At 36.8% G+C, this 24,491-nt stretch carries 21 protein-coding genes; 6 read left to right on the plus strand and 15 right to left on the minus strand.

All coding sequences use genetic code 11. From position 1 onward, the window contains the following. Window positions 1–210 precede the first annotated feature (210 nt). Both nhaC and iadA read right to left on the minus strand, forming a co-directional pair. Window positions 211–1,644 (minus strand): Na+/H+ antiporter NhaC, encoded by a 1,434-nt coding sequence (gene nhaC, locus D1B32_RS19690; protein ID WP_118890228.1) that lies wholly within the window; start codon window positions 1,642–1,644, stop codon window positions 211–213. Window positions 1,645–1,664: 20 nt separating this feature from the next. Continuing rightward, window positions 1,665–2,810, minus strand: coding sequence for a beta-aspartyl-peptidase (gene iadA / locus D1B32_RS19695; RefSeq protein WP_118890229.1), 1,146 nt, complete (start codon window positions 2,808–2,810; stop codon window positions 1,665–1,667). Between the two features lie 174 nt (window positions 2,811–2,984). Here iadA and D1B32_RS19700 point away from each other — a divergent pair, with 174 nt between their 5' ends. Beyond that, a complete protein-coding gene (locus D1B32_RS19700) occupies window positions 2,985–4,664 on the plus strand; it encodes a sigma 54-interacting transcriptional regulator (RefSeq protein ID WP_118890230.1) in 1,680 nt (559 codons plus the stop codon). A gap of 559 nt (window positions 4,665–5,223) precedes the next feature. On the opposite strand, the gene solA is transcribed toward D1B32_RS19700, so the two are convergent. From solA to D1B32_RS19740, 7 genes are all read right to left on the minus strand, one after another. Beyond that, complete coding sequence (gene solA / locus D1B32_RS19710; protein ID WP_118890232.1) at window positions 5,224–6,363, minus strand: N-methyl-L-tryptophan oxidase; 1,140 nt, start codon at window positions 6,361–6,363, stop codon at window positions 5,224–5,226. A gap of 115 nt (window positions 6,364–6,478) precedes the next feature. Beyond that, a complete protein-coding gene (locus D1B32_RS19715) occupies window positions 6,479–7,897 on the minus strand; it encodes a sodium:solute symporter family protein (RefSeq protein WP_118890233.1) in 1,419 nt (472 codons plus the stop codon). Between the two features lie 55 nt (window positions 7,898–7,952). Continuing rightward, window positions 7,953–9,032, minus strand: coding sequence for an NAD(P)/FAD-dependent oxidoreductase (locus D1B32_RS19720; protein WP_118890262.1), 1,080 nt, complete (start codon window positions 9,030–9,032; stop codon window positions 7,953–7,955). Further along, complete coding sequence (locus D1B32_RS19725) at window positions 9,025–9,354, minus strand: (2Fe-2S)-binding protein (protein ID WP_118890234.1); 330 nt, start codon at window positions 9,352–9,354, stop codon at window positions 9,025–9,027. The genes D1B32_RS19720 and D1B32_RS19725 overlap by 8 nt, the downstream gene beginning before the upstream one ends. Then, window positions 9,347–10,459 (minus strand): NAD(P)/FAD-dependent oxidoreductase, encoded by a 1,113-nt coding sequence (locus tag D1B32_RS19730; RefSeq protein WP_118890235.1) that lies wholly within the window; start codon window positions 10,457–10,459, stop codon window positions 9,347–9,349. The genes D1B32_RS19725 and D1B32_RS19730 overlap by 8 nt, the downstream gene beginning before the upstream one ends. After that, window positions 10,449–10,772 carry a (2Fe-2S)-binding protein gene (locus tag D1B32_RS19735; RefSeq protein WP_118890236.1) on the minus strand — a complete coding sequence of 108 codons (324 nt, stop codon included), beginning with the start codon at window positions 10,770–10,772 and terminating at the stop codon, window positions 10,449–10,451. The genes D1B32_RS19730 and D1B32_RS19735 overlap by 11 nt, the downstream gene beginning before the upstream one ends. A 184-nt stretch (window positions 10,773–10,956) precedes the next feature. Beyond that, the gene (locus D1B32_RS19740; protein ID WP_118890237.1) at window positions 10,957–11,679 is read right to left on the minus strand and encodes a GntR family transcriptional regulator; all 723 of its coding nucleotides are present in this window, start codon (window positions 11,677–11,679) and stop codon (window positions 10,957–10,959) included. 432 nt (window positions 11,680–12,111) lie between these two features. Between D1B32_RS19740 and D1B32_RS19745 the strand changes: the two genes are divergently transcribed. Continuing rightward, on the plus strand, window positions 12,112–12,351 hold the full coding sequence (locus tag D1B32_RS19745; protein ID WP_262366403.1) for an alpha/beta-type small acid-soluble spore protein: 240 nt from the start codon (window positions 12,112–12,114) through the stop codon (window positions 12,349–12,351). A 58-nt stretch (window positions 12,352–12,409) separates the two neighbouring features. Here D1B32_RS19745 and D1B32_RS19750 read toward each other — a convergent pair whose 3' ends face one another. From D1B32_RS19750 to D1B32_RS19760, 3 genes are all read right to left on the minus strand, one after another. Then, entirely contained in the window at window positions 12,410–12,595 is a 186-nt protein-coding gene (locus tag D1B32_RS19750) for a gamma-type small acid-soluble spore protein (protein ID WP_118890238.1), read from the minus strand. Window positions 12,596–12,883: 288 nt separating this feature from the next. After that, window positions 12,884–14,320, minus strand: a complete 1,437-nt coding sequence (locus D1B32_RS19755) for an SLC13 family permease (protein ID WP_118890264.1) — start codon at window positions 14,318–14,320, stop codon at window positions 12,884–12,886. 8 nt (window positions 14,321–14,328) lie between these two features. Continuing rightward, window positions 14,329–15,516 (minus strand): glycerate kinase family protein, encoded by a 1,188-nt coding sequence (locus tag D1B32_RS19760; protein ID WP_118890239.1) that lies wholly within the window; start codon window positions 15,514–15,516, stop codon window positions 14,329–14,331. A 432-nt stretch (window positions 15,517–15,948) separates the two neighbouring features. On the opposite strand from D1B32_RS19760, the gene D1B32_RS19765 reads away from it, so the two are divergent. Next, complete coding sequence (locus D1B32_RS19765) at window positions 15,949–16,809, plus strand: carbonic anhydrase (RefSeq protein WP_118890240.1); 861 nt, start codon at window positions 15,949–15,951, stop codon at window positions 16,807–16,809. A 387-nt stretch (window positions 16,810–17,196) separates the two neighbouring features. Here D1B32_RS19765 and D1B32_RS19770 read toward each other — a convergent pair whose 3' ends face one another. From D1B32_RS19770 to D1B32_RS19780, 3 genes are all read right to left on the minus strand, one after another. After that, on the minus strand, window positions 17,197–18,120 hold the full coding sequence (locus D1B32_RS19770; RefSeq protein WP_118890241.1) for an LCP family glycopolymer transferase: 924 nt from the start codon (window positions 18,118–18,120) through the stop codon (window positions 17,197–17,199). Window positions 18,121–18,220: 100 nt separating this feature from the next. Then, window positions 18,221–18,673, minus strand: a complete 453-nt coding sequence (locus tag D1B32_RS19775) for a VanZ family protein (protein ID WP_095313844.1) — start codon at window positions 18,671–18,673, stop codon at window positions 18,221–18,223. A 493-nt stretch (window positions 18,674–19,166) separates the two neighbouring features. Further along, window positions 19,167–20,054, minus strand: coding sequence for a LysR family transcriptional regulator (locus D1B32_RS19780; protein WP_118890242.1), 888 nt, complete (start codon window positions 20,052–20,054; stop codon window positions 19,167–19,169). Window positions 20,055–20,164: 110 nt separating this feature from the next. Between D1B32_RS19780 and D1B32_RS19785 the strand changes: the two genes are divergently transcribed. The 3 genes from D1B32_RS19785 to D1B32_RS19795 all read left to right on the plus strand — a co-directional run bounded on the left by D1B32_RS19785 (window position 20,165) and on the right by D1B32_RS19795 (window position 24,352). Then, a complete protein-coding gene (locus D1B32_RS19785) occupies window positions 20,165–21,355 on the plus strand; it encodes a M24 family metallopeptidase (protein WP_118890243.1) in 1,191 nt (396 codons plus the stop codon). A gap of 25 nt (window positions 21,356–21,380) precedes the next feature. Then, a complete protein-coding gene (locus tag D1B32_RS19790; protein WP_118890244.1) occupies window positions 21,381–22,808 on the plus strand; it encodes a YfcC family protein in 1,428 nt (475 codons plus the stop codon). Between the two features lie 290 nt (window positions 22,809–23,098). Further along, entirely contained in the window at window positions 23,099–24,352 is a 1,254-nt protein-coding gene (locus D1B32_RS19795) for a YeeE/YedE family protein (RefSeq protein WP_118890245.1), read from the plus strand. Window positions 24,353–24,491: the final 139 nt, after the last annotated feature.

A 24,491-nucleotide genomic window follows, 5' to 3' on the forward strand; every position in this document is an offset into this window, starting at 1 on the left:
CATTTCTAAAAAAATGGAGTTTGTGTGATGGATTTAATGTGACTAGAACAAAATTCAAATAACTAAACATAACGTGGTATTTTTCATCAATGTTCAAGTTCAATGAAAAATACCACACTATACCTCAATAGCACCATTTAAAAACGAGTAAGCACTTGAAAAAAGCCTAGAAGGTGAACGCCTCCATATACTAAGTAGTAAAAATTCCTCTTACCCAGCATTAACCTTTTTCGAATCACTTGTTTTAATCCGTTCAATCCCAAACCCTGTATATCCCGATATAATCGCGACAATAAAGCCTAAGTAACAAACTATTGCCCAAGGCGCATAACTAATCGTTGAGACACCAAGCACCCCTGCCATATATACACCCGCAGAGGACCATGGCACAAGTGGAACAATTACAGTTCCTGAATCCTCTAATGTTCTTGATAAGTTTTTTGCGTGTAGGTTTTTCTTTTGATATGTTTCTTTAAATAATTCTCCTGGAACAATAATTGATAAATATGAATTTCCAGTAACAAGTGCCATTGTTATGCAGGAGGCAACAGTCGATAGGATAAGATCACCAGTCTTTTTCACAATCTTTAACAATGCATCCATAATTACTTCCAATGCTCCTGCTTTGGTAATAATTCCTGCAAATGCAAATGCACTAAAGGCAATCAGAATTACACTTGTCATGGACTGCATTCCACCCTGATTAACTAACCTGGTCACTTCAAATATTACCGTTTCTGCATTAAAATCAGGCTTGTTTATCATGGAAACATCAAACCCTGTAACAGTAGCAGCAAATATATCAGTTATTGCAAAATCTTGATAGAATTTTGCGATAATAGCAGCTACAAAAGATGAAAAAATAATTGTAGGCAATGTTGGCTTTTTGGTTATCGATCCATAAAGCACAATGACTGGGGGCAGTAATAGTATAATATTCCAATGAAACATATCGGCTAATGTCTGCAGCATGATATTCATTACCTCTGGTGTTGCAACAGCATTAGCCGATAAATTGAACCCTGCAATTGTGTAAACGATCATTGCAACAATAGCTGCAGGAACGGTCGTATAAAGCATATGCTTTATATGTTCATAAAGCTCACTCCCTGCTGCAATGGGTGCGAGGTTTGTTGTATCGGATAATGGAGATAATTTATCCCCGAAATACGCACCTGAAACAATCGCACCAGCTGTCGCAGGCAATGAAGCGCCAAGCCCAGTAGCAATCCCCATCAAAGCGACGCCAACTGTACCTGCAGATCCCCAGGAAGTTCCTGTTACAATTGAAATGATTGCAGAGACAATAAACGCGATAAGTACAATAAACTGTGGATTAATTAATTCCAAACCATAATAAATCATCATCGGTATCGTTCCTGAAATCATCCAACTTCCAATTAAAATTCCTATTGATATCAAAACTAATATGGCCGGCATTGCCATATCGAGCTTTTCGCGAATACCAAGCATCATTTCATTCCAATTCACACCTACCCTAAGTGCAATAACCCCAGCGAAGATAGATGCAAGTATTAATAATGGCTCCGGACTTAATCCGTAAACACCGTAACCAATTGCTAATAGCAATAGCATAACTATAATCGGTAAAAATGCTTCTAATAACGTTGGCCTTCTTTGCATCGTATTTCCCCCTAATATCTTTATTCAAATGTTCCTTTGACAAGAATCTCCCTATCCCTAAGCATGTGTTGCCCTTTTGCAAAAACATGTTTAATTTCTAGTGAATTTTGATCCAGCATAAGGATATCAGCATCAAACCCTTCCTTCAGAGCACCCTTTTCATCTAAACGAAGTGCTCTTGCAGGATTACTAGTGACAAGAGGTAATACTTCAGTTAAAGGCAAACCATAATCTTTAACAGTGGATATAACTTGCTCAAACAAGGTTTGCTGCGTTGCAACACCAAATCCGATTAATTCCCCTCTCGTATTAAATTTAGGTAGACTGCCGTTTCCATCAGAGGAAATGCTCAGCTGATGCATGTCACCTTGACTTTGTTTATAATACTGAATCCATTTACCTGTGTCTTCATCTGCAGTTATATCTACAAATGCCCCCTTTTTCGCCAACTGGATCGCATCATCAACAAGTTCCTTGCTTCGTGTAATGTGTGTTGCATAAATATTTGCAGGTGGGATTTCGTAATCTTCTAAAAGCTCATGTAAAAATGCCAAACGGTCTTTTCCAATACCAACATGAAAATGAGTTACTCCTGCTTTCTTACTTAGCAAACCACCTATTCTGGCTTCTGCAACTAATTTTGCAACCTCATGTAAAGAGGCTTGAGCTGATCTGGAATCGGATATTGCAATTTCTCCCGCTCCGATCACTTTATCAATTAACATAATATCGTCTTTTACCGATGAAGTTATCGTTGGAGTAGGGATATGATAGTTACCTGAATAAATATAAGCCGTAATTCCCTCTTCTTCCAATCCCCTAGCCTTTGCTAACAAAGATGTCATATGTCGTGTTGTTCCATCTGTCCCTAGACAGCCAACAACAGTAGTAACACCTGAAGCAATAATAGTACTCAGTTGGATTTCCGGAGTCCTTGTAGCAAAGCCTCCTTCTCCCCCTCCACCAATTAAATGTACGTGTGGATCGATCATACCTGGAGTAGCAATTAAACCAGAAGCATCTATCACATTAACGTCAAAAAGCGCTCGCAATTTTTCTTCATTTATACTTCCTATTTTCACTATTTTTTCATCAATCATTAGAATAGATTGCTTCCCCATATAATTTGGTGCATAAATTTCACCATTTTTAATCAGTGTAAACATCTTTTCGCTCCTTAATTAAATTTCCTGTTTAAATTATTAGAATAATAGGATTATAAATCATTATCCAAATTAATACAACCCATTACAACCCATTTATAAAAAAAGGATTCTATGATTATATCGATTTACCATGTAAAATAGGGTATATGATAGGAACTATGGAGCGTGACACTAATGAAAAAAAGATTAATTATTATCGGAATCCAAGAAGATAACTTACTATTTTTAAAAAATCAATTGGAGTATATATTCGGAACTTCCATCCAGATCGAAGGGCTAACTTTAAAAGAGTTAAACTCCGACACTCTCTTATCGAGTGATCTTGTTTTATTATCTGCGATGGAAATACAAGAATTAGTAAAGCCATTTCTGCCCGAGGCTGCCATTTCCATTGTGGCACAAAGAACAGAGAATATTGGAAATCTAAAAGAACTCATTTTTTCGAAACAAAGAAAAAATATATTGGTTGTAAACGATAATTACAATAACACGATACAAACGTTGGAATCCCTGAAACTTTTTTTGCCAAACCATACCTTTTATCCTTATATTTCAGAAAAGCCAATGCCTGATAAAATAGACTTTGTTATCACTCCTGGAGAAACGAACCTTATCCCAAAAGGATTTCCACGGATGATTGATATTGGACCACGCATTATTTCCTTAGAAACACTAATACAAATAAAACAATACTGTCAGTTGGATATGAAGGTTTCATTATTAACTCAGCTTTATATCAAGGGAATGATTTATGCAACCGATAAAAAAACAGAAAGCTTACCCATCTCCATTCATGATCAAAATCAGCATCGTACATTAGATAGTTTGAAGACAAGTTCCCCTTCCTTGCAGTCTACAATCAGGATAGCAAGCAAGCTAGCGAAAACACCTGATGCAATCCATATTGAGGGTGGGACTGGAACAGGAAAACAAATGCTTGCAGAAATGATTCATAATGATTCTACTGGGGCAGCATTGCCTTTCTACGTCTATAATTGTTTAGACAAAGAGCCACAACTTATAGAAAAGGAATTATTTGGCTCAAAAGACGAAAAAATAGAAGGTATTATCAATGCCATAAGTGGTGGGACGTTATATATCAAGCATATCGACCAACTGCCATATGCCCTACAAGGTAAGTTATTTAACTTGATTGAATCGAATGATTTAAATCCGATGAAGAATCGAATACGGATAATCACCTCCTCTTTAGAAAGCTTGGCAACGTTATTTCAAAAAGGGATCATTCGTACGTATCTTTATTCCTATATGTCTTCTTATGTACTTCAGATGCCATCACTCAAAGAACGAAAGAATGATTTGTCACAATTAATTGAAGCCTTTAAGGGTCACTTCAACAGAATAGATTTGGTATTCTCTACAGATGCAATGGAGGCCTTTTATCATTACGATTGGCCTGGGAATGTGAGGGAATTATATAACGTTATTTCATACTGTGTATGTTTAAATACGACATCGATTGGACGTGAATCATTACCGCTATTTTTCAAAGGGAACCAAAAATTCGATGCAACCGAAAACACTGAACAGGATTTAGGTATCAACGAAATAATAAGAACGATTGAAAAACATGGATTTCTTTCGGAAAGCATAAGCCTTCTGCAAATCTATCAGAAAGGAAAAAAGCAAAATGAATCTTATGGTAGAAGGAGAATAAAGCAGTTGCTTTCAGATGAGCAATACAGTCTTACTGATCAGCAGTTAAGATTACGAATAGAAGTGCTGAATAAAACAGGACTATTGAACGTTCGAAAAGGGAGAGCTGGAACAACTATTTCAGCAAAAGGAGAGCAGTTTTTAGATGTGTATCAGAACGAATTGCGAGTACAGTGAATACCTGGAAGATCTTCATAGTATTCCGTTTTCAATAGATTGTTATAGTCTAAAAACGTTGGATCTAGACCACGTATTTGAAATTATAATAAAGAAAAACGACCAGATAGTTGTATACGCTTATAGGGCTGATTTGCTTTATTATATATACCAAACTTCCATACTAAATAAAAATAGTGGGGTAATTCAACTTATTGAATTACCTCTGCCCTTCCTTTCGGGCTTGCATTTGATTGTACCTAGATTGCTTGCATGTTAAATTTTCGCATTTGTTTGAGCTTCGATACCATCTCACCAACAGCAACAATATTTTTGAACAATAATTAGCTTTCAACCATTCCTGTAGATTCCAACTCCACAAAAAAAGAAAGGGCATTACACCCTCTCTTTTAACAAAAACCTCAGCCATATGTTACACTCTCGCATTCATATACTCCAATATATGTGGACTTAACACGAATATCCTTATTTCCCATCGGTTGCAGTTTGGTCTTAGATCGTTATCCAGCACAGAATAGTCTTCTTTTATTAATTACACCTTTAGTCGATTTTAACCGTACTACTTATAATGCTTTGATAATAATCTACCTGGATCAAGATGATTGATATTGCTTTTTGTTTTCCCTTCAATCAATAGTTCAGAAGAAATCCTGCCGATGATGGGTGCTAGTTTGAAACCATGACCAGAGAAACCACTTGCAATGATAGTATTATTCTTTCCTGGTAATTCTCCCAACAACGCATGATTATCCGGTGTATAGGCATCCATATAAGCACTCGCACGAACTGGGTCTGGATATAGCATTGGGAGCAAGGCTTTTACGGATTCTCGCAGTTTTTCAATTTCTTCCGGATATACGTCTCGGTATAATGAAGATGGATCTTCTATTGGCAAAGGATCTTTTGTATAGGAAGCTTTCACCATCGACCCATCTAGTGAAGGTGCTCCTGTAAGCCTGAAATCTCCGCGCATTCTAGCAAATATAGGTAGCTTATTTGCTTTTGTTTCAGCAAGATTTTTCGGTGTAAACCAGGTCAGCAATAATCTTTTGGGTATCAATTGCTTTTTTAAAGCTGGTAATAGTTTCCCTGTCCATGCACCAGTGGTAATCAATACTTTTCCTACCTTGTACGTTTTCCCTTCTGCAATAATGCGTACACCATCAGTTTCAGGAATAATTTCATCTACTGCGGTATATTTCATTAATTTCGCACCATGCTTCATAGCCAGTAAAGAAGCTGATACAACTGAAAGTTCCGGTCGAATAAAGCCTGCTTCCTTATCTAATATGACTAGGTCATCATCGTATATTTTAAATTGTGGATAGCATATTGCTGCCTGGTCTCCCTCTAAAATTTCATGCTCCAGTTTAAAATCCTCGATGCTTTTTAAAACTGTTTTAATTTCCAGAGAGTTAGATTCTCCAATCATTAACCCCCCATTTAGCGTTAACAGTGAATTTCCGCTTTCTGTTTCCAGTTCCCTCCATAATTTTTTTGCTTCCTGTAGCATGGGAACATATTCAGGTCCTTCCATGTATGCTGTACGAAAAAGCCGGGATTCTCCTCCCGCAGCAGTTCGGTCATTTCCAATTCCAAACTGCTCAAAACCTATAACAGATAGACCCTTTTTTGCAAGTTGCCATGCAGCCATGCTTCCCATTGTTCCAACTCCAATGATGCCTATATCAGCGTCCATTTTTTTCTCCTCCTTCATATACTTACTATTGCTTAGGATTTCAATTACTAATTCGTTCATCATATAATTAATTATATTCCCGCAAATTTATAAATTAAGAAAATTCAAGTTGTACTTATAGACCAGAAACTTTCTTATCAAGCCCTCTTTTTTCTTTATAAATCATACTGAATAAAAGGAAACCTACTAAGGAACCAACAACCCCATATACAGCATATGGAATGGCTGTATTTAATAATTGAGCAATTGCCGCTCCAATAACACCAGTGAATATACCACCCATGGCTCCTTTTGCTGAAAGTAACTTCGTTCGTCGCAGGGCAATACCAAAAAATATGGGAACTAGCAAACCTGCAGCTGAATAAGCGTATGTCGCTTGCAGCCACCCCAAAGCTTGCGGATAATACAATGATAAAACAATTGCAAGTACAATAATTATTACGGATAGCATTCGCGAAGCTTTGACCAATGTTTGATCCTTTACTTCGGGATTGATATAGGATTTATAAATATCATTTGTTATATTAACTACTACAGACTGCATAGCACTGCTGACTGTTGACATGATAGTTGCGATGATAAAAGCTGAATAAATCGCCAGAAACCAGGTAGGAATTTGAGTTAGAAACCATCCTGCAGCCAACTCGGGATTATCCATACCAGGATTTTGCGACAGAATAGCAATCCCCATAAAGGAAGCCCAAGTTCCACTAATAATTCCGGCAATTGCAGCTATGATAAAACCCTGTTTTGCCGTTTTGGCATCCTTAGCTGAATAGATTCTTTGATAAGACATTTGATTTGTAAGGGCACCAGGAAAAATGGCAAAAATCCAAAATACGATTGTTGTCAATCCAATCGCTCCCATCCCTTGAGGAAACGACACAAGGTTTTCAGGAACATTCGAAGCAATTCCCGACCAACCACCAGCATAATTTAACATGTATATTCCACTAACTATAGACAGTAGCAGCATAAAACAACCAAAAACAAAATCAGTCCATGCTACCGAAGCCATTCCTCCAGGTAAAACGAACAACAAACTGATAGCTGCAAATATAATAATCAATAAAGTAAAAGATAACCCCGTTATTTCAGTGAATAAGTTTCCGAATGCCACCAACTGTGTACATAACCAGCCGAATGGTACCACAATAGCAAGTAATGTAACAGAACTCATCATAATTTTGTGCTCTCCATATAACTTCTTGAAAATGTCAGGTAAGGTGGAAAAATTATGTTTCTTTAGCCACCCCGCTAGTAATACAAGAAGAACAATACCTATAGAATATAGCAAGTTATACGTTATTGCTGACCAGCCAGCACTGTAACCTATACCGACATGTGCAACAAGAACTCCTCCCCCCATGCCAGTAGCAAACTGTGTGCCCGCAACAACATAAATTGGAAGGGATCTCCCTCCCACATTCCAATCTTCTATTCCCTTATTCTTCTTTCCTACCCAAAACGAAATAGCCACACCTACCCCTAAAACTACAATAGAGCTAATTACTATCGCTACAGCAGCATTCATTATTTTCCTCCCTTAATATATTTGGCTTTTTTTGATATTGTTTTAACATTCCATTTTAGACTCCTTCAAATCTTGCAAGGCTGTATCTAGTAAGGTCAATAGAAGTTTCACCATCTGTCAGCAATTCTGTCATTAATGTACCGACTAATGGTGATAATGTTATTCCACTGTGCATAACAGCCACATAGGCACCGTCCATATTGGGGATCTCACCGATAATTGGAAATCCGTCCTTGGGCATTACTCTGATCCCAGAAAAAGTCCGAACAACATTTGCCTTGGCCAGTGCTGGAACGAAATCAGTCGCCATTTTTGCTGTTTGCTGAATAACATCCAATGTCGATCTTCTATCATAGCCCACCTCCTCTTTCGAATAGCCAATTAATACTTCACCATTGTCTGCCTGACGAATACCGCCAATAGTATATTTAAGAAACGGCTGAAGCGGTTCTGTAACAAGAATTTGCCCTCGTACCTGCTTCACCGGCATCTCCACACCTAACATGCTTCCTAAATCCTTTGACCAAGGACCGCCTGCCAAAATAACTTTCTTCGCTCGAAAGACTCCTTTGTATGTTTCCAACCGAAAGATGTCACCAGATTTCTCTATATCGATTACTTGATTATAAAAAGAACACTGAACCCCATTCCTCTTTGCAGCTTTCACATATAATTCAACGAGGCGAAATGGATTCACATTCCCATCTAGTTTACTGAAGGTAGCACCAGCTACATGAGAAGAGAGAGAAGGCTCTTTTTCCAGTACTTCGTCTCTTGTTAGAACTTCAATATCTATTCCGACCTCCGCCTGTTGTTCAACAAGTCTCCAAGCTTTTTCCCGTTCAGCTTTATTGAAAAAAGGGGCTATTCCACCAGTTCTTTTATACTCCACATCACCGATTTTCTTTTCTAGAAAAGGGTACAGTTCTGCGCTGAACATGCTTAATTCCCCATACCAAGAAGGTACTTTGCTATGTACCCAAACCCAGGCTTGCGTAGAACCGGAAGTGCCAGATAAAGGGAAATCCTTATCGATAAGCAGAATTTCATGATTTTTACTTTCTGAAAGATGGTAGGCAATACTGCTCCCGATAACCCCACTGCCAATCACAATAACATCAAATACATTATTCATCATTCGTTTCACCATCTTCCACTGATTCTCCAAAAACAGATGCTACATTACCGCCTTCACTACCATTTGTAAGCGCACTCATTCTTACGAGTTTTAATGGCATTCTCATCCTTGATATCCGAATATCTGCCAAAGGCTTGCCAGTATATTCAGCAATAATTTCTCTTACAGGATTAAGGCAAGTTTTTGACTGGCAAGGACCCATCCCACATCTAGTCAGCCGCTTTATATCATCAAATGTTTCAGCACCATTCTTCATAGCTGTCTCAATCTCATCAACATTAATTTCTTCACAACGGCAGACGATGGTTGATTTATCCATACATCTTCCCTCCTTTTATCTTCATGAAATAATCCGGAAGATCCAATTCATGTTTCTGATGATAATCGGCAAGCATTTCAGTCCTCGCTTGAAGTACTTTTTCACTTTCCAAATTAGCCAATTCTCTCCAACATCTGCTTTTTTGTTCAGTCCCCTCTGCTGAGCTGATGAATCCCATCGCCTCTAAAGCACTCAAAGCAGCGATTTCTCCTGTTAATAGAATTGATCCAAAATCCGTAATCCCTGCCGCATTTCCAGCAATATAGCAGGAAGGATTGGTTGTCTGTAAATGAATATTGTATGCAGCTAGCCATCCTCCAAGTTCTTTTTGATAAACAAAATGACAATTCATAATTTCAAAAGGTTCCAGTATCGGACTGAATCCATTAGCAATACAAACAAGATCCACATTAACTTCTTTTAACCCATCTGGTGTTTGAATTACGACGTGTTCCACCTCTCCGGCACCCGTAACTATTTCAATTGTGCTGTTTGTATAGACAGGAACGTTTTCCAAAGTCTTCACTAACTCTCCATCAGAGCAGATGATTTGATTCTTTTCCTCCACAATCGCTTCTACTGTTATTCCACAAGAATTGAGTTGTCTTGCAACTTCCAATGAAAAATCATTAGAACCAACCATAACTGCACGCTTACCAGGCAATACTTTTTCCCTGTTTATTAGTATTTGAGCTGCTCCAGCAGTCATGACTCCAGGAAGTGTCCATCCTGGAAAAACCTTTGCTTCCTCTTGGGCTCCAGGAGCTATTATATTTTTTCGGGATTGGATTTCAAAAGTCTTATCTCCATCAGAAACACCAATGTTGCCATTAAGATAGGAACCAATCATGGTATGTTTCTTTAACACCTGTACATTAGATGCTCCTACTTGATTAATAAGTTGTTCATTCACCCATGTACCGCGCTTCTTTCCATATCCATACTGTCCCGGAAGGTTAGATAACCATTGAGTCTGTTGTCTCAATTGTCCACCGAGAGAAAATGATTCATCGGCTACTACTACCCTTGCCCCCGCTCTATCAGCAGTAAGAGCTGCATGCAGTCCTGCCGGTCCACCCCCTATAATCAGTAAATCAGTTTCCATATTTCTCACCTCTTATTTCTGGATCATTATTATTGGAAAAAACCTGCATATTGTTTTCCACAAGAGTAGTACAGCTTATTACATGATCGAGACCATTTATCGTTACAAAGCAGCTGGTACACCTTCCATTAGAACAATAAAGACCTCGAGGCTGAGAGAGTTTCCGACTCACTCCCAATTTCCGAATACCATTTGCCATAAGAGCAGCTGCCACCGTTTGTCCTTTTTTTGCTTCTAAACGATGATTATTAAAATAGAAAAAAACTTTTTCATTGGATTTCTCTTTCAAAACTGGATGTTCACTAATATGCATGAGAAAGCCTCCTTCAGGTTATATTTTTTATTTTTCGGTAAATTTTGACTAAAAAATTAAATTTTAATATACAAATCTAGTTAGGTTATACAATAATCTATTCATAACAGGTATTTTGTATATGATAAAATTATAATGTTATAACATTATAATTTTGCAAGTTATATTAATGAGCAAGCATTAATTATAAATTAATCTCAAGAAAATATTTTGCATCTTTAAATACCGCCTTAAAACGGGAATATTCTACAATATAGTCATCTTCTGTTTTCGTATACCTATCCAATACTAATAATTGTTCACCAATGGGGATATTGAGTAACGCTGCTTCAGATTTATCTGCTGTTTTTGTAGAGATAAACACTTTTGCAGTATCCAGCTTAAGCCCATACTTTTTTGAAAATAAGTTATATAGTAGTTTATTTTCAATTTCCTCCTCTGTTAAACCTGGTGTTAAAGCTGCAGGTATCCAGGAATTTTCAATTATAACGGGTTTCTCTTCTTCTAGTTTAATCCTAGAAATATAATAGATTTCTTCATTCTTGTCTATCTGCAGATTCTTTATCAATTCAGTATTTCCTACTATTTTTTTAAAGCTTAATGTTTTATGGGGATAGGGCTTCTCATCTTCAAACTTATTATGTATGGAAACAAGTCTAGACAAGTCAGTTTTATCGTGTTTATTTACAAATGTACCTTTTCCGCTTTTCCTGTATAACTTCCCATTGTTAACTAGGTCAAGTACAGCGCGTTTTACTGTAATATTACTCACCTTAAAAAGGGATGAAAGCTGTTTTTCTGTTGGAATTTTATACCCCGGCTCCCACTCTCCAGAAATTATTTTGTTTTCTAGGTATTGTCTTATTTGCCTGTGTAATGGTATTGCTGAATTCTCTTCTAATGACATGTATTTCAACTCACTTTTGTTATAATATTATAATTTTTAAGAATTTATTTCTGTATATTATAGCTACATTATCATTCATAGTCAACATCATCTTTAGAATTTTCTAATTATATTTTGTGCTTCTTTTTTAATTTGCACATAGTTCTTATAAAAAAACTTTGTGCTTCAAAGTAAATATTACCTGCCAACCAGTCACTACTTGCGGGTACTATTCGATTTGTATTAATTGTTGTGTCTATAATTACATCCCTTATACCTATTTAGCATAATACTTTAAAAAGACATTCTGCTTTATTCTTTATGACTGGCATCACAGTTGAAATTACTGTGGTATCGACAAAATTATATGCTTTGTAAACTTTTAAAATATAACATATAAACCCGGATAAACTTAAAATTTTCGGAAATTATATTCATGAGGAGGTGTTTTGCGTGGGAAATAAAAACCTCAGGCAGTTCAAAGATCGTGTCATGAAAGCCAATGGATATATCGTGGATAATAATAACCCGGATTATGTAAAATATGAAGTTGCTAAAGAACAAGGCATCGCTTTGAAAAAAGGAAATAATGAAGACCTTACCTCCAGACAAGCAGGAAAAGTTGGAGGGTCAATTGGTGGCAGTATGGTTAAAGAAATGATTAACATAGCCAAAGAACAGATGAAAAAATAACTATAATTCTCCCCTGCTGCTTCTAACGCACGAACCAGCAGGGAACGTCGTTTTATTATCATTTTTGATTCTTTTTCCGAACCTGTTCTGTATTCGTGTCGCTATAAATTGCCGTTCCGTGGCCACCAGTAGTCCTAGCGATGTATTCCTTTGCTTCGTTATAAGACATGCCGGATTGTTCATTTGACTGTTTAACAGCTGCAATATTTGTGCCAGCTGCTGTATACTTTTTACTTCTTTCCATAAAATCACCTCTCTCTTGGTGAACTTAGTTTCCCCAGAAATGCTTTATTCAAATAGACAATTCTTTCCTTCCACTCACCCTAAAATGTAAAAATACTGTTTTATTACACATGAGTAAGCAATCTATTTGATTTATGTATTCGATCTCTTATTTTTACATGAGGGATTGAATGGATAAGAACGGAGGGATAACTCGTTGAGTTGTAGCAGAGGGCAATGCCTCTTATAAAAATGAATATCCTTACAGGCAACAGACCCTCAAAGGTAACGCTGCCTGTTAAAGATACTTTCATAGCCCCATCCCCACCCATTGCCAATACGAAAAATAGAATAACATCATAAGAAGTATATAGAGAGGCATTAATATAGCACTCATCTTTAATAGATTACTAGCATCATAGGATATGTCGCCTTCCTCATAAAAAAACAGCAATGCTTTGGAACTAACCGGAAATGTAACACAATAGTTCATCCCAATTAAACTTAAGAAAACAACTGCAACAGGATTAACCCCTATTGTCTCGCTAAACATCAATAAACTTGGAATAAAGATAATCGCTCGTGTCGTATGAGAAGTAATATACAAATGGCTCGTTACGGTTACAACCAAGATAATGAAAACAATGAGCCAATCTGGAGCTCCTACAAACAGATTCAGTACATGCAGCATTTCGTTTTCAATCCAGTGGACTACACCTGTATCGACTAACACTTTTCCTAGCGCAGTTGCAGCAGCAACAAATAAAATCAAACTCCAGGATACCGCCGCTAGTCCTTCTTTCCAACGAATGATTCCGTATTTCGGTATCATGACCAGGATGGCACCTATCATCGTAATAAATGCTATATCAAAGCCATGGATCGTTTCTGTCATCCAGCCTGCAATTAAAAATGAAATCAAAATCAGTGTCTTCTTTTCACCCCCACACAACTGATTTCTTTGCATTGTTTTTTCTTCTGGTTTTACATCCATCTCCGTCGTTTCACCTTTTGGCCACAAGCACCATTTAATAATAAAAAATGAAACAAGCGTAACAACGAGGGCAAATGGCACTCCCCATAGAAACCATTTTAAATAGGAAATGGTTTGACCAGATGTACTTTCCAGTAAAGAGACTCCGATTAAATGAGAGCCTGCACCTATTAATGTTGCTGACGTGCTCATTAATATAAGTACAGGTGTGATAATAGCCAATACGCGTTGTTCTTTCGTTGAAAGCTTTTCACCTAGCTGATTCACAATCGGTCTGGATAATGCAGCCCGACCTGAGGTAGATGGAATGAAAAATGCAGATGCAAAGAAAACCGAACCTATCCCAAAAAGCACACTGCTTTTTTTCGTTGACCTTCTGCATACAGAACGGGTTAATCGTTCTGCTAATCCAGATTGTTTCACTGCTTCACCGATAATAAAAGAACCAATCATTAACCATACTACCTGCTCAGATAGTGAATGGTATAACAATTCCGTACCAGCCGCATTCATCATGATGATAAACATAATAAGCGTAATCGCTACGAATCCTGCGGGTATTTTAGTTGTGATCCATAGCGTCATTGCTGATAAAAACGCGAATAAAGCTATCTTTCCACTGTAGTCTAAACGATCGATGGATACAGTCAGTACTAATAGAAGGACATGTATGCTGATAATTACGAACGACTTCGTTGATAATTGGTTTATCCATGGTTTGATCAAATTCTGTTTTTCTAATCGTTTCTCCATTCGCGTCATCACTTTTGATTCATGCCTTCTCTGAGCAATTTTCTTTCACCAATTCCTAAACCAATAGCAACTTGTCGCAGTATGGATTCTGTACTTTCCTCAATCCACTTTGGTGCCTTTTTCATCGCCTTTTCTAAAGTTGTTGGTTTTTGAATAATACTACTATAAGCATCTATACCCGCAAGATAGTTTAAATCTGCTCCTTTACCGATTGTTCCAGTAATCGCAATCACTGGGATGTTATTTTTTTTCGCAATTCGTGCAACCTCTGCTGGAATTTTTCCATTTGGAGTTTGAAAATCTAAACTCCCTTCTGCAGTGAATACGATATCAGCATTGGAAATTTTTTCCTCAATACTAATATAGTCCATAATAATATTAAAACGCGGATGTAATGTTGCACCGGTAAATGCAATTAATCCCGCACCTAACCCCCCTGAAGCACCGCTCCCTGGCAATGAACCTATCTCTATCCCAACTGATTCCTGAATTAACGCCGCATAATGCTCTAAAGCAGATGATAACTTTTCTACTTGTAATGGGGTGGCCCCTTTTTGTGGACCGAAAACTCTGGCCACTCCTTTCTCGCCACATAAAATGTTTTGCCAATTACATGCAACATCGATAGCAACAGATTGTAAGCGCTTATCTAATTTCGCTAGATTAAGAGAATCCACCTCCAATAAATCCTTCCCACCGTTTATAGGAATTGATCGATGTTGCTTATCCAAAAACTGAACTCCTAAAGCTTGCGCCATTCCAGCACCACCATCAGACGTTCCAGAATCACCACAGCCGATTAAGATTCGATCAACACCTAAATCAAGAGCAGCTAATATTAACTCACCTACACCATAAGTAGTTGTTCTTAATGGATTTCGTTGATCACGAGGAACGAGCTTCAGCCCAGCAACTGCTGCCATTTCAATCACGGCAGTTCGTTTTCCATTCTCAACATAAACGCCAAAATGACTTAATATCTTCTGCCCAATAGGACCTATAGCTTCTTCATATATTAATTCTCCATTTTTTAAATGAGTAATCGTCTTTGCAAATCCTTCTCCACCATCAATCATCGGAATAACTTCCAAATCAATAAACGGATCAAAGCGTCTTACCCCGCGTTCCATTGCTGAAGCCACTTCCTCAGAGCCCAAACACTCTTTAAACCCAGACGGTACAATAACGATTTTCATGATAACATTCCTCCATATGTTTTTATTACTAATCAATATACCGCTGAAAGATGAGAACATAATGAGAGAATGATGGGAAAATTATTATAAATTCGTTGTAATTGTATGATTAAGAATACGAAGATCCCCATTTTCTTAATTTTTTGGATTAAATCGCTGTCTCACTCGTCTTCTTTTGATTCAGGCCAGATGCAATTTATCGTTGATTCCCTTTTTCATCATTTTTCATCCGGGATACAAATCGATAACTAATTAATTAGTAGGAGGAATATTTCATATGCCGTTCTTTTATACTTATGAAATAATAGTCTGTTTTTACCGAAATATAGGATTCAAACAATTATTGAAAAATAACGCTTTATTGTTCTTCTATTCTTTAGTATATTGTTGGATGAACAAGAAGAAAATGGAAAAAGGAGAGTCCTATTAAGTATGAAGAAGAATTTCGTTTATCTTATTTTAGCTGTATCTTTAAGCTTTTTTATAGGAGCTTGCTCGGAACAAAATCCGGAAACAGCTGGATCAAAAGAAGAAAAGACAAACAATGTCAAGGAGGAACAAAACACTGGTATGAAAGAAAAGGAATCAGAAAAGGCTACTACCCATACTTCTCAGTGGTCTTATAACGGGAATACAGGCCCTGAACACTGGGGAAAACTGGACAATGCAAACTTAGCCTGTGCCAATGGAAGTGAACAATCACCCATTAATGTCGAATTTCCCCAAGTAAAAGCGAATAAAAAACAAGAGGAAATTCAGATTCAATATGAGCCAACAACATTTTCACTAGTAAACAACGGTCACACAGTTCAGGCAAATGCTGTAACAGAAAGCAGCAGCATTGTCATTGAAGGAAAGGATTACAAGCTCAATCAATTTCATTTTCATACTCCGAGTGAACATCAATTTAATGGCCAAAATTATGATATGGAACTGCACCTAGTACATAACGATGCAAATGGCAATCTTGCCGTACTTGGATTAATGATTAAAGAAGGTAGAGAAAATGAAAATCTAGCATCTGTTTGGAATGCATTACCGCAGGAAGAAACGGAAAAAGATATTCCCGTAAAAGAACCGATTGATTTACAAGCACTGCTACCCCAAGATCAAACATCTTTCCATTATAACGGTTCGTTAACAACACCTCCTTGTACAGAAGAAGTGAAATGGATGATTTTTGAACAACCAATCGAAATGTCAAACGTACAAATTCAAGCATTCCAAGACATTTTCCCTGACAACCATCGTCCCGTTCAATCTTTAAATGAACGAGAAATTATTAAAGAGTAGATAGATTTCATTTACTGTTTTCACAGCGAAAAACATATCTATTAATCTCGGTACCCATTATCAATGATTTTCCGGACAATAAACAGATAAGCTCGATAATTCGTGTAGAGTTAATCAAAAAAGTGTACGTAAAACTTTTGGTTAGGATTAATAAATGTATCTCTTGACATTCACGAGTTTGCAATGAATTCAGTATAAACACAACTCTACATGGAGAAGTGGTATTGGTAGGCTTATTTACTAAGCAAGATCAAACTTTGCTATATAGCCTTTGACCTCTACCACAGAGGCTCCATGTCAAGTTCCATTAGATTGAATATATATACTTTCATCCGGATAATATCGAATGCCATTTCATACAAAAATCAAATGCCAAACACACATTTCCTAAACCTCCCCTTCAATCATCCCCCGTACCTTCGCAATCTCCTCACCTGTTACAATCAAATAATAAACCCCATCAATCGTTGTTCCGTCCCCTTGCAATTGATAACTAACAATATTATTTCTTGTATTTTTATAGCCAGATAAAAGCTTTTTCATATCGTCAAAATCCAGATTTGTTGCCATATTATTCCCTAGAATATCAATTGTGCTGTTGATCTTTGTAACGGAACCTACAGAAGCTCCTTTGTTAATAATGCCTTCGATTACTTGCCGTTGTCTGGATGTTCGTCCAAAGTCTCCGTTTGGATCTTGCTTCCGCATTCGGACGAAAGCCATTGTTTGGTCGCCGTCTAGGTCAACTGGGCCAACATTAAAATTATTTGTACCATCATTCCAAGCAATCTCATTATCTACTGTAATCGTCCCAAGCTCGTCTACTAATTCGGACAGTCCATCCATATTCATACGTACATAATAATCAAGCTCGATATCCAATAGATTCTCCACAGTCGCTATAGACATATCTGTACCACCAAATGCATGCGCGTGATTAATCTTATCCTCGGTTCCTTTTCCGACGATTGTTGTTCTCGTATCCCGTGGGATACTAATTAGCTGCATGGAATCGTCTGTTGGATCAAGTGATAGAACCATTAATGCGTCAGATCGACCGCTCGTTCCTTCTTGTGAATCAATTCCCAATAATAATATAGTAAGCTTTTCGGTTGCTTTCATTTTCTTTTTCGTTGTTTCCCGATCAATCGAATCTACGGGCTCATGCATTTTTTCGTTTACAGTTTTGGCAACGTTATTGTAAATGGAAATGGCATATGCTCCCACTCCAAGGACTATCACCCCGATAAGTATCAATGGAATTTTCAACCATAGTTTTCTAGATTTTTTCTGATTTGATTTTCTAGTCATTACCTGTTTCCCTCTTTCAGCATTCGAATTAATTACGTTTATATCTAACTCTTGCAACATTCCTTACATTTACAAAACACATTGTCACCCGCCAAATCAATCACGTCTTTCGGACAATATTTATCAATCGACTTAACAACAGATAGCCAACTATCCCCACACTAGCTCCTGCGCTATCTATTAAAACATCCTTCACCTGAGCTCCCCTGCCTGGAACAAATAGCTGATGCACTTCATCTGAAATCGCGTATAGCACACAGATGAGTAACGCTAACCCGATTGTTTTGCATCCAGTTCCTTTACTCATATTTAATGCATGAAGCACTAGCATTCCGAGGAAAAAATAAATGAAGAAGTGAGCGTTCTTTCTGATGATATGGTGGATGCTGCTAACATCTAAATCCTCATTTGGAACAACTTTTTCTATAAAGGCTAACACTATTTCTGTAACTCCTGTACTAAGTTCACTAGACGCTGCAGCAGCTTGATGTGATAAATGAAAAATTAACCCCATCCAGAGGATAACAGCTGCCCGGGAAAGGGTTTTTTGCATAGAAATCTTCCTTTTTATTTTCATTATGCTGGTACTATATCTACCAATTTACCGATTATGCTTTTAAGTGGATTAAATCAATTTTTTACTAGATTTATTCACAACTTCTAAAGAATGTAACATCCTTTATATTATCAAATAATAGAATAATTATGAAGATGAGAAATCTAGATTCAGGGATTATCTAAAGACTTTTGATAGGGGAAGGAATAAAAGTACTTTCATGTTCTGAGAGGTTATTCTGCAGAAAGTCTTATAAGCAGCAGGCTTTCCAAATCAACTGGGAATTTTTGAATGATAGCTTTTTGGGGTAACCACCAAACCATATGCTATGATGTTTACACAGTTTAGATTATATTCTTATAAGGGGATAACTTTCTATAACTTATTATCAAAAATATCTCTCTTATTTTTTACATTTATCACCTTATACTTATAACTTATAAATTGAATTTCTCTGTTTATTTGATTGAACTAAATCTCTAAAAATACTTTATTCTTTCAATAAGTATGACTTGATCAAATCTACAAATAATCCTATAACTGGCTTATGATTATCCTTATGCCATGCTAACGCTGTTATTTTTTTATGCTGTTGTTTAAGAGGAAGGTATTTTACATTTTCATGAACAATTCGTTCCGTTGTTTTCGGCACAAATGCAATACCTATTTCAGATGCAACAAGAGAGACAATTGTCTGTTGTTCTTGTGCAGTTTGAGTAATATTAGGATAGAACCCTGCATTTCTGCACAATGCAATTATAGAATCATAATAACCTTTCCCTGATTTTTCAGGGGTCATAATAACCCTATCGCGTTCAAATTCCATTACTTCAACAGGATGTTGACTCTGCGATAGTCTATGATTTAATGGAACACATGCTACAAAAGGTTCTTCTCGAATAGGTAAATTTATAATATCATCTTCATTGATAGGTGGAACTAAAAACCCAACATCTATTGTACCTTCCTGCAGTAATCTCACTTGGTCACTAGTTGTTAACTGCCGTACTTCCAATTTGATATTAGGATAAATTTCATTCATTTGCTTGATAATATTAGGTAGTAAATCATAAACAACAGAACCTCCAAATCCAATTGTTAGTGAGCCAATTTCCCCGCATGCAATTTCCTTCGTTACATTAATCTCTTTCTCTACTAACTTTAATATCCTGTTTGCGGCATTAAAAAAGTATTCTCCAGCTTCCGTTAATTCAACTTTTCTGTTAGTTCTCCATAACAGAATAACTCCTAATTCATCTTCTAATTGTTTGATTTGTTTACTTAAAGGAGGTTGTGAAATATTTAATTCTAATGCTGCTTCATTAAAGTGCAAGTGCTTAGCTACTGCCACAAAATAACGCAGATGTCTTAATTCCATATGGTTTCCTCCTGTGATACCTAAAAGGTATCATTCTTTACTTATAATATATTATACATATATTTAATAATTTGATAATATCAATTCAAATTAATTTAAAAAAAACGGAGATGATAAGTTTGCAACTTGATATTAATAAGTTAGAAATTAGAAATAGGCAAAATAACTATCTTAAAAAATTAACGGAAAAGAAAGTTGATGCAAGTATCTTATTTAACACTACTAATATTTTTTACTTAACTGGTTTTCATTTTAGACCATCTGAGAGACCGATAGCTTTTATTACAGATACTAAACAAAAAACACATTTATTTGTACCAAGATTAGAAAAAGAACACGCTGAAGAATATGCGGTAATTGACAATGTTCATTACTATCAGGAATATCCTGGTTTGATCCATCCTATGGAGCATTTGAAGGAAGTACTTCAAGCAAATAATTTTGAGAACAAAATTGTTGGATTAGATGCAAGCGGTTACAATTCCTCAAAAGGATATAGAGGACCCAACATTGCAAATCTCTTAAACTTTGATAGAGAGGTTTATATCAAAGACATGGTAGAAAGTATGAGATATGTTAAATCCCAAGATGAAATAGAATTAATAAAAGAGTCTGCACGATGGGGAAATCTTGCTCACACCCTTCTTGTTAAATACACAAGATTAGGAAAGCGAGAGATAGAAATTGAAGGACTAGCTACGTATGAAGCTACCAGAGCTATGTTCGAAACCCTTGGTAATGAGTATAGACCATATGGTTCACCAGCTCATGCCTTTTATCGAGGGCAAATCGGACCTCATTCTGCTTTTCCACATTCCCAAAATCAAAATGCTGAAATTAAACATGGTTACAATGTCGTTTCTCAAGCAGCAGCAGATGTATGGGGCTACAAAAGTGAATTAGAACGTACGATGTTCATATTAGAAGTTAATAAACTACAGGAATCATTTTTCCAACATATGATTAATGTTCAAGATATTGCATTTAACACAATAAAACCTGGAATTCCTGCATCTAGAATAGAGGAAGAAGTACAACGTTATTATCAAGAAAATAATCTAAACAAATATATCAGACACCATACTGGTCATAATATGGGATTGCTTAATCATGAAGCACCATTTTTTGATTTAGGAGACCATACGATTCTTAAACCTGGAATGGTTTTTTCTGTAGAGCCAGGTTTATATGTAGAAGGATTAGGTGCTTTTCGTCATTCCGACACCATTGTGATTACTGAGAATGGAATGGAGAAAATCACTTATTATCCAAGGGATTTAAACTCTTTAATTATTGGTTAATAAAAACAAGATAAGGGATGATGGAATGAACCTACAAAAAAAAGAATATTTTTTGAAAGTGGGTAAAAGTAAAAAAAGATTATTTAAAATGCCGGATTCTTATATACTTCTATTTATCATGTTAATTTTTGCCTCAATCGCTACTTACCTTATACCAGCGGGAAATTTTGAGAGAGAAGAAGATGGTCTTGTACCAACTGTAATACCTGGAAGCTATTCTCAAATTGAAAGTAATCCAGTTGGATTTATGGATTTCTTTTTATCCATACAAACAGGGATGATGGAAGCAGCAAATATTATATTTCTAGTTCTTATTATTGGTGGGTCATTTGCAATTATAGACTCAACTCAAGCTATTAATTCAGGAATAATGCGTTTAATCAATAAAACACGGGATAAAAAAATTCTACTAGTCATTTCTGTATGTACTGTTTTTTCAATTGCCGGTTTTTTAGGTATTTTACACACTGCAGTTATTGCTTTTATTCCTGTAGGAGTAATTATTGCTCGTGCGTTTAAATTAGATGCAATTGTCGGGGTAGCATTAATATACTTAGGAGCTTACTCAGGATATACTGTTGCAGGACTAGATCCAATAACGACAGGATTCGGACAAGAGATAGCTGGTCTCCCTGTATTTAGTGCACTTTGGTATCGTTTTATCATATACTTAGCTATATTAATTTCTTCCATTTTATATATTTTTTATTATATTCGAAGGATAGAAAATAACCCAGAACGAAGTATAATGGGTACAAATCGTTTTAGTTCTAATCATGAGGAAATTGATGAGAACATACCATTTACCGGAACAATGAAAGTTGTTTTACTTTATTTTATTGTCTGTTTAGCAGTTTATACTGTTGGTGTATTTCGAGCAGATTGGGGATTAAATGAAATGGCAGCAATCTTTCTTATCATAGGGATTGGTACTGCGATTATAGGAAAAATTAATCCAAATGAATTTGTTAAGAAGTTTGTTAAGGGTGCTCAAGGAATGATATATGCAGCGCTCATTGTAGGTTTAGCAAGGTCAATTGTGGTAGTTTTAGAGGACGGATTGATATTAGACACGATTGTTCATGCCATAGCTTCTGTTATTGAGCCACTTCCCTCTGCGATAGGAGCATTTAGTATGTACATTTTTAACTTACTTTTCAACTTAATTATCACTTCAGGAAGTGGACAAGCTGCAATTGTAATGCCAATTATGGCACCTTTAGCAGATATTATAGGTATATCAAGACAAGTTGCCGTATTAGCCTACAACATGGGAGATGGTTTCACTAATACGATCGCTCCTACATCAGGCATACTTATGGCTAGTATAGCGGTAGCTGGAGTATCTTGGGTAAAGTGGTTAAGATTTATGCTCCCTCTATTAATGATTTGGATAGTTATAGGAGCAATTGCTTTAGCTATAGCTCTTGCAATTAATTTAGGTCCTTTCTAATTCCGTTAAAACTTAGAAACTATTATGGAGAATCAATAAGGTTATTCTTCATAATAGTTTTTTTAATAAATATTACAAGGAGAATTATCGGAAACAGCTTGCGTCCGCAGTCATGGAAATTCAGGCATCCTTTTTGAGGCAGAATGTATAAAATATAGAACCAGTTTTTTGGTTAAGATGATGAGTACGATTAACATCATCCTCATAACATCTTTACAAACTACCGTATTTATTATAAACTTTAATACACATAAACCCTATTAACTTAATAGGAATAAGGAGGTTTTTTCTTGGAACAGCAGGTAGCTGAATCATCAAAGACATGGATTAAACATCCCACAACCGTTATTAAAGAACTACAGCCTGTCCAAAAACCATTTTTAACACTCGGAGTTATTGCTTCCGTTATCTTATTTATTGCGATCGTTAGCACAACGGATATGGTGCAAGGAGTGCTTTATTTAATAGGTATTGCATTAGGTGTTACACTACTGCAAGCTCGTTTTGGCTTTACTTCAGCTTTCAGACGACTTATGTCCGTTGGTAATACACAGGGACTCCAGGCTCATATGCTAATGCTCATGGTTGCAACAACATTATTTGCCGTCATTCTTAGTACTGGTTTTTCATTTACTGGTGCCGATCCCGCAGGATATGTTTCTCCTGTAGGAATAAGCGTCATTTTTGGATCGTTTCTATTTGGTATTGGCATGCAGCTCGGAAACGGCTGTGCCTCTGGAACACTTTATAACCTCGGTGGTGGTTCCAGTTCGATGATCCTTACGCTGATAGCATTTATCATCGGATCAACAGTTGGCGCACTTCATTTCCCATTCTGGATGAGCACACCGTCACTTGAACCATTCTCCCTTGCTACATCAACAAGCCTGGGATATGGTGGGGCTTGGATCGTACAAATAATTATGTTTGTTGTGATTTACTTTATTCTCGCTCAATTTGCAAAGAGAAAGAATCCTCCAAGAATGAAGCCACTCGTGACAATAAGCGGATGGAAGAAAATCTTTAGAGGGGCATGGCCGTTATTTGTTGCTGGAATAATTCTAGCAATCTTAAACGCTCTGACACTAGCAGTCCGTGGTCAGCCATGGGGAATCACATCCGCCTTTGCTTTATGGGGAGGAAAAGCGCTTGATTCTGTTGGTGTCGACGTTGCTTCGTGGGGATATTTCCAAGGGGAAAACGGCATGGCATTAAGCCAAACCGTTCTAGCTGACTCCACAAGTGTGATGAACTTTGGCGTTATCTTAGGAGCATTCATTGCTGCGACTGCGCAAGGTAACTTCAAACCTAAAAAACTAAAAGTCGGTCCAGCCAGCGCCTCTATTGTTGGCGGATTATTAATGGGATATGGTGCACGACTTGCCTTTGGCTGTAATATCGGTGCATATTTTGGCGGTATTGCGTCATTTAGTTTGCACGGTTGGGTATGGATGGTTATGGCAATGCTTGGCACAGGAGTTGCTTTGTTTATTAGGCCGTTGTTTGGGCTGAACAATCCGAAGAAGAATGATTTGTTTTGTTAGGGGAATCCTCGTCCGTTAGTGGGCGGGGGTTTTTGGTTAGACGTAAACAGGTATTGGAGGTCTATGGGAACAAAATGTGGTCCTCCAATACTCATTGATTTTCTCAGTGCTTTAGGTAACAAAGGAACTTATCTCCAAT

Source organism: Oceanobacillus profundus, from assembly GCF_003515705.1.
In the GTDB taxonomy this organism is placed as follows: domain Bacteria; phylum Bacillota; class Bacilli; order Bacillales; family Amphibacillaceae; genus Oceanobacillus; species Oceanobacillus profundus.

Excerpts from the sequence above, each read along its gene's own strand:
- nhaC (WP_118890228.1), bottom strand. The coding sequence starts at position 1,644 with ATGCAAAGAAGGCCAACGTTATTAGAAGCATTTTTACCGATTATAGTT.
- iadA (WP_118890229.1), bottom strand. The coding sequence starts at position 2,810 with ATGTTTACACTGATTAAAAATGGTGAAATTTATGCACCAAATTATATG.
- D1B32_RS19700 (WP_118890230.1), top strand. The coding sequence starts at position 2,985 with ATGAAAAAAAGATTAATTATTATCGGAATCCAAGAAGATAACTTACTA.
- solA (WP_118890232.1), bottom strand. The coding sequence starts at position 6,363 with ATGGACGCTGATATAGGCATCATTGGAGTTGGAACAATGGGAAGCATG.
- D1B32_RS19715 (WP_118890233.1), bottom strand. The coding sequence starts at position 7,897 with ATGAATGCTGCTGTAGCGATAGTAATTAGCTCTATTGTAGTTTTAGGG.
- D1B32_RS19720 (WP_118890262.1), bottom strand. The coding sequence starts at position 9,032 with ATGAATAATGTATTTGATGTTATTGTGATTGGCAGTGGGGTTATCGGG.
- D1B32_RS19725 (WP_118890234.1), bottom strand. The coding sequence starts at position 9,354 with ATGGATAAATCAACCATCGTCTGCCGTTGTGAAGAAATTAATGTTGAT.
- D1B32_RS19730 (WP_118890235.1), bottom strand. The coding sequence starts at position 10,459 with ATGGAAACTGATTTACTGATTATAGGGGGTGGACCGGCAGGACTGCAT.
- D1B32_RS19735 (WP_118890236.1), bottom strand. The coding sequence starts at position 10,772 with ATGCATATTAGTGAACATCCAGTTTTGAAAGAGAAATCCAATGAAAAA.
- D1B32_RS19740 (WP_118890237.1), bottom strand. The coding sequence starts at position 11,679 with ATGTCATTAGAAGAGAATTCAGCAATACCATTACACAGGCAAATAAGA.
- D1B32_RS19750 (WP_118890238.1), bottom strand. The coding sequence starts at position 12,595 with ATGGAAAGAAGTAAAAAGTATACAGCAGCTGGCACAAATATTGCAGCT.
- D1B32_RS19755 (WP_118890264.1), bottom strand. The coding sequence starts at position 14,320 with ATGGAGAAACGATTAGAAAAACAGAATTTGATCAAACCATGGATAAAC.
- D1B32_RS19760 (WP_118890239.1), bottom strand. The coding sequence starts at position 15,516 with ATGAAAATCGTTATTGTACCGTCTGGGTTTAAAGAGTGTTTGGGCTCT.
- D1B32_RS19765 (WP_118890240.1), top strand. The coding sequence starts at position 15,949 with ATGAAGAAGAATTTCGTTTATCTTATTTTAGCTGTATCTTTAAGCTTT.
- D1B32_RS19770 (WP_118890241.1), bottom strand. The coding sequence starts at position 18,120 with ATGACTAGAAAATCAAATCAGAAAAAATCTAGAAAACTATGGTTGAAA.
- D1B32_RS19775 (WP_095313844.1), bottom strand. The coding sequence starts at position 18,673 with ATGCAAAAAACCCTTTCCCGGGCAGCTGTTATCCTCTGGATGGGGTTA.
- D1B32_RS19780 (WP_118890242.1), bottom strand. The coding sequence starts at position 20,054 with ATGGAATTAAGACATCTGCGTTATTTTGTGGCAGTAGCTAAGCACTTG.
- D1B32_RS19785 (WP_118890243.1), top strand. The coding sequence starts at position 20,165 with ATGATAAGTTTGCAACTTGATATTAATAAGTTAGAAATTAGAAATAGG.
- D1B32_RS19790 (WP_118890244.1), top strand. The coding sequence starts at position 21,381 with ATGAACCTACAAAAAAAAGAATATTTTTTGAAAGTGGGTAAAAGTAAA.